The sequence below is a fragment of the Streptomyces sp. NRRL B-24572 genome, from assembly GCF_002156145.1.
In the GTDB taxonomy this organism is placed as follows: domain Bacteria; phylum Actinomycetota; class Actinomycetes; order Streptomycetales; family Streptomycetaceae; genus Streptomyces; species Streptomyces vietnamensis.
Genome location: NZ_MWIG01001044.1, coordinates 1 through 4634, shown reverse-complemented (window position 1 = coordinate 4634; position 4634 = coordinate 1). Strand labels below are relative to the sequence as shown.

The window sequence follows — 4634 nt, the reverse complement described above, 5'->3', positions numbered from 1 at the left end:
CCGCCCGCCCCTGGCCGCTGCGCAGGGCCGTGCCGACGATCGGCTTCCGGGCGGCCCACTCGTAAATCCCTTCGGCCTGTCACCGCCGGGTCGTAGGCTTGGTACCCGAGAGGTTGTCGAGCAGCGAGAACCCTGCAACGGGAGGTATGCGCAGGCCACAGTGCCGGCCCATGACTCAGACACCCACAGCCCACAACGGTGCGCCCCGCGACGAGGCGCCCGGACAGGCCCGCGCCCACTTCACCGTCCCGGCGAAGCACCCCATGGTGACCATCCTCGGCTCCGGTGACTCCCTGCTCCGCGTGATCGAGCGGTCGTTCCCGGGAACCGACATCCACGTCCGGGGCAACCAGGTCAGCGCGGTCGGCGACGCCGTGGAAGTCGCCCTGATACAGCGCCTGTTCGACGAGATGATGCTGGTGCTCCGCACCGGTCAGCCGATGACGGAGGACGCAGTGGAACGCTCGATCGCCATGCTCCGGGAGGAGACCGGGGAGGCGGCCGTCGAGACGCCCTCCGAGGTGCTCACGCAGAACATCCTCTCCAGCCGCGGCCGGACCATCCGTCCCAAGACGCTCAACCAGAAGCGGTACGTCGACGCGATCGACAAGCACACGATCGTCTTCGGCATCGGCCCCGCCGGTACCGGCAAGACCTATCTCGCCATGGCGAAGGCGGTCCAGGCCCTGCAGTCCAAGCAGGTCAACCGGATCATCCTGACCCGGCCCGCCGTCGAGGCGGGCGAGCGGCTCGGCTTCCTGCCCGGCACGCTCTACGAGAAGATCGACCCGTACCTGCGGCCGCTGTACGACGCCCTGCACGACATGCTCGACCCCGACTCGATCCCCAAGCTCATGGCGAGCGGGACGATCGAGGTCGCGCCCCTGGCGTACATGCGCGGACGCACGCTGAACGACGCGTTCATCATCCTCGACGAGGCGCAGAACACGAACCCCGAGCAGATGAAGATGTTCCTCACCCGCCTCGGCTTCGACTCGAAGATCGTCATCACCGGTGACATCACCCAGGTCGACCTGCCGGGCGGGACGAAGAGCGGTCTGCGGCAGGTCCGCGACATCCTCGACGGTGTCCAGGACGTGCACTTCTCGATGCTCACGTCGCAGGATGTCGTCCGGCACAAGCTCGTCGGCCGTATCGTCGACGCGTACGAGCAGTACGACATCCGCAACGGGAAGTAGCACACAAGCACCATGTCGATCGACGTCAACAACGAGTCCGGTACCGAGGTCGACGAGCAGTCGATCCTCGACATCGCCCGCTACGCGCTCGCGCGCATGCGCATCCACCCGCTCTCCGAGCTCTCGGTGATCGTCGTGGACGCGGCGGCGATGGAGCAGCTCCACATCCAGTGGATGGACCTGCCCGGGCCCACGGACGTCATGTCCTTCCCGATGGACGAGCTGCGTCCGCCGTCGAAGGACGACGAGGAGCCCCCGCAGGGCCTCCTCGGCGACATCGTGCTCTGCCCCGAGGTCGCCACCCAGCAGGGCAAGGACGCGCCGACGCAGCACTCCATGGACGAGGAGCTCCAGCTCCTCACCGTCCACGGGGTGCTGCACCTGCTCGGGTACGACCACGAGGAGCCGGACGAGAAGGCCGAGATGTTCGGCCTCCAGGCGGCGATCGTCGACGGCTGGCGCGCGGAGAAGGGCCTCACCGGCCCGTCCCCGGCACCGACCGTCTCCTGACCCGATGAGCGTTTCGCTGATCCTCGGCGCGGTCGCCCTGGTCATCGTGGCCTGGCTCGCCGCCTGCGCCGAGGCGGGTCTCGCCCGCGTCTCCAGCTTCCGCGCCGCCGAGGCCGTGCGGTCCGGGCGGCGCGGGGCCGAGAAACTGGCCCAGGTCGCCTCCGACCCGACCCGCTACCTCAACGTGGCGCTGCTCGTCCGCGTCGCCTGCGAGATGGCGGCGAGCGTCCTCGTCACGTACGCCTTCCTCGAATCCTTCCCGGAGACCTGGCAGGCACTGCTCGCCGCGATCGGCGTGATGGTCCTCGTCTCGTACGTGGCCGTCGGCGTCTCGCCGCGCACCATCGGCCGCCAGCACCCGCTGAACACGGCGACCGCCGCCGCGTACGTGCTGCTTCCGCTGGCCCGGATCATGGGCCCGATCCCGCAGCTGCTCATCCTCATCGGCAACGCGCTGACCCCGGGCAAGGGCTTCCGCAAGGGCCCCTTCGCCTCCGAGGCCGAGCTGCGGGCCATGGTCGACCTCGCCGAGCAGGAGTCGCTGATCGAGGACGAGGAGCGCCGCATGGTGCACTCCGTCTTCGAGCTGGGCGACACCCTCGTCCGCGAGGTGATGGTGCCCCGGACCGATCTCATCTGCATCGAGCGGTACAAGACGATCCGTCAGGCCCTCACCCTCGCGCTGCGCTCCGGGTTCTCCCGGATCCCGGTCACCGGGGAGAACGAGGACGACATCGTCGGCATCGTCTACCTGAAGGACCTGGTCCGCAGGACCCACATCAACCGGGACTCCGAGGCCGACCTGGTGTCCACCGCGATGCGGCCCGCCGCCTTCGTGCCCGACACCAAGAACGCCGGTGACCTGCTGCGCGAGATGCAGCAGGAGCGCAACCACGTCGCCGTCGTCATCGACGAGTACGGCGGCACGGCCGGCATCGTCACCATCGAGGACATCCTGGAGGAGATCGTCGGCGAGATCACCGACGAGTACGACCGGGAGCTGCCGCCCGTCGAGGAGCTCGGCGAGGACCGCTACCGGGTCACCGCCCGCCTCGACGTCGGCGACCTCGGCGAGCTGTACGGCTTCGGCCCCGACGAGTACGACGACGAGGACGTGGAGACCGTCGGCGGTCTGCTCGCCAAGGCCCTCGGCCGGGTCCCGATCTCGGGCGCCAAGGCGGTCGTCGAGCTGCCGGACGGCCGCTCGCTGCGGCTGACGGCCGAGTCGCCGGCCGGCCGCCGGAACAAGATCGTCACCGTGCTCGTGGAACCGCTGGAACCGGAGGAGAAGCCGGAATGACCCCCGACGAGCTGCGCGCCTTCTGCCTCGACTTCAACGACGCCTCGGAGGAGTTCCCGTTCGGTCCGGACACCTCCGTCTTCAAGGTGGCCGGGAAGATGTTCGCGCTCTCGTGGCTCGACGGCCGGCCGCTGCGGGTCAACCTCAAGTGCGACCCGGACGAGGCCGTACGGCTCCGCGAGGAGCACCCCGCCATCGCCCCCGGGTACCACATGAACAAGCGGCACTGGAACACCGTGACCGTCGGAGAGCTCCCGGACCGGATGGTCCGGGAGCTCGTCGAGGACTCGTACGACCTCGTCGTCGCGGGTCTGCCGAAGGCCGTACGGCTCCGCCTCGACAGGCCGTAGTTCAGGACCGGCGCCGCAGGCCGAGGGCGATCAGGACCGCCGCGCCGACCACGATCGCCGCGTCCAGGGCGATGACCGTGCGGACCCCGGCGAAGAGGTCCGAGCCGGTGGTGGCGAGCACGCCGAGCAGCGGGATGCCGACGGTGAGCCCGACCTGCTGGGTCGTGGTGACCAGACCGGTGGCGAGCCCCTGCTCCTCGTCGCGGACTCCGGAGGTGACGGTCACGCCGTACGAGATGATCGCGCCGAGGTGCAGCATCGACGCCAGCGAGACGGCCACCGTCGCCAGGACCGCGCCCGACTCGCGGCCGACGCCGAGGATCGCGGCGGTCAGCAGGCCCTGGCCGAGGAGCGAGACCACCAGGGTGCGGTGGGCGCCGAAGCGGCCGATCACCTTCGGGGTGACCATGCCGGCGAGCACCGAGAACGCGCCCTGGACGCCGAAGACGATGCCGGAGGCGAAGGCCGACAGGCCCAGCGTCTCCTGGAGGTACAGGGTCAGGACGAAGACGATCGTCGACATCATCGAGAACGTGACCAGACCGCCCAGGTTGCCGAAGGCGACGGTACGGCGGCGCAGCACCGGCAGTGAGACCAGCGGGGCCGGGTGCCGGGACTCGATCACGCCGAAGGCCACGAGCAGCAGCACGCCCAGGGCGAGGGCGACGGGGACGTCCACGCCGCCGAAGCCGCGCTCCGCGGCCGTCGTCAGGGCGTAGATCAGGGACAGCAGACCGCCGGTGACGGTCAGCGCGCCGGGCACGTCCAGGCGGGGCCGCTCGGGGGTGCGGGACTCGGGCAGCAGGCCCGGGGCGAGCGGCAGCACGATCAGGGTGAAGACGGCGAGCAGGCCCATCGTGGAGCGCCAGCCGAGGGTGTCCGTCATGACGCCGCCGAGCACCATGCCGATGGTGAAGCCGAGGGACATCAGGGTGCCGGAGATGCCGAGCGCCCTCGCCCGCAGCGGGCCCTCGGGGAAGGCGGTGGTGAGCAGCGCCATGCCGGTCGGCACGATCGCCGCCGCGCCGAGGCCCTGGAGGGCGCGGCCGGCGAGGAAGGCGCCCGGGCTCCAGGCGAGGGTGGCGAGCAGCGAGGCCGCGCCGAAGAGCACGAGACCGGAGAGGAAGAGCCTCTTGCGGCCGAAGAGGTCGCCGATCCGGCCGAAGAGCAGCAGGAAGCCGCCGGACGGCAGGGCGAAGGCGGTGACCGCCCACTGGAGGCCGGACGGGTCGAAGCGGAGGTCGGCGCCGAGGACGGGCAGGGCGACGTTCAGGA

Annotated in this window: 5 protein-coding genes; 4 read left to right on the top strand and 1 reads right to left on the bottom strand. The window is 70.3% G+C overall.

The window, feature by feature from the left end:
* The first annotated feature begins 170 nt into the window (after positions 1-170).
* The 4 genes from CCN56_RS39905 to CCN56_RS39890 are packed head-to-tail and all read left to right on the top strand — an operon-like array spanning position 171 to position 3359.
* Positions 171-1199, top strand: coding sequence for a PhoH family protein (locus CCN56_RS39905; RefSeq protein WP_086832463.1), 1029 nt, complete (start codon positions 171-173; stop codon positions 1197-1199).
* Positions 1200-1211: 12 nt separating this feature from the next.
* Positions 1212-1709 (top strand): rRNA maturation RNase YbeY, encoded by a 498-nt coding sequence (gene ybeY, locus CCN56_RS39900; RefSeq protein ID WP_086832462.1) that lies wholly within the window; start codon positions 1212-1214, stop codon positions 1707-1709.
* A gap of 4 nt (positions 1710-1713) precedes the next feature.
* Positions 1714-3009 (top strand): hemolysin family protein, encoded by a 1296-nt coding sequence (locus tag CCN56_RS39895; protein WP_086832461.1) that lies wholly within the window; start codon positions 1714-1716, stop codon positions 3007-3009.
* On the top strand, positions 3006-3359 hold the full coding sequence (locus CCN56_RS39890) for an MmcQ/YjbR family DNA-binding protein (RefSeq protein ID WP_086832460.1): 354 nt from the start codon (positions 3006-3008) through the stop codon (positions 3357-3359). Before CCN56_RS39895 ends, CCN56_RS39890 begins: the two co-directional genes overlap by 4 nt.
* A gap of 1 nt (position 3360) precedes the next feature.
* On the opposite strand, the gene CCN56_RS39885 is transcribed toward CCN56_RS39890, so the two are convergent.
* Positions 3361-4632: an MFS transporter gene (locus CCN56_RS39885; RefSeq protein WP_086832459.1), complete on the bottom strand. Its 1272-nt coding sequence runs from the start codon at positions 4630-4632 to the stop codon at positions 3361-3363.
* Between the last annotated feature and the right edge of the window lie 2 nt (positions 4633-4634).

What these genes read in the sequence shown, in the direction of transcription:
- CCN56_RS39890 (WP_086832460.1), top strand. Translation starts at nt 3,006, where the DNA reads ATGACCCCCGACGAGCTGCGCGCCTTCTGCCTCGACTTCAACGACGCC.
- CCN56_RS39895 (WP_086832461.1), top strand. Translation starts at nt 1,714, where the DNA reads ATGAGCGTTTCGCTGATCCTCGGCGCGGTCGCCCTGGTCATCGTGGCC.
- ybeY (WP_086832462.1), top strand. Translation starts at nt 1,212, where the DNA reads ATGTCGATCGACGTCAACAACGAGTCCGGTACCGAGGTCGACGAGCAG.
- CCN56_RS39905 (WP_086832463.1), top strand. Translation starts at nt 171, where the DNA reads ATGACTCAGACACCCACAGCCCACAACGGTGCGCCCCGCGACGAGGCG.